The sequence below is a fragment of the Oribacterium sp. HCP3S3_B9 genome (assembly GCF_052064255.1).
Taxonomy (GTDB): domain Bacteria; phylum Bacillota; class Clostridia; order Lachnospirales; family Lachnospiraceae; genus Oribacterium.
On the sequence record NZ_JBQHVY010000089.1, the window covers coordinates 1 to 361 of the forward strand.

The following is a 361-nucleotide window of genomic DNA, read 5'->3' on the forward strand; positions in this document are numbered from 1 at the left end:
GGTTTTTTATGTTGAGAGCAATGATGCCATCCCTCCGTGCCCGTCCTGTCGTGGCAAGCTGGTCTACCGTGATCGCAAGCGCCGTATCATGAAGGGCGAAGGCGGTACCCGGAAGTGGCTGATGATCCGCCGGTTCCGGTGCAACAAATGCATGAAGCTTCACAATGAGCTCCCCAGTGTAGTACTGCCGTACAAGCACTACGACAGTGAGGTGATCAGCGGTGTTCTCGAGAAGGTCGTCACGCCGGACGACCTGGATTCCGAAGACTACCCATGTGGTGAGACTATGCTGCTCTGGCTCCAGTGGCTGCAGAAGAATCTGGAGCGCATCGAGGGATATCTCCGCGCTGTGGCGTATGAG

1 protein-coding gene is annotated in these 361 nt (G+C 56.5%); it reads left to right on the top strand.

From position 1 onward, the window contains the following. Positions 1–28 precede the first annotated feature (28 nt). On the top strand, positions 29–361 hold a 333-nt coding region (locus ACTNC3_RS11575; RefSeq protein ID WP_441227524.1), incomplete at its 3' end, for a DUF6431 domain-containing protein.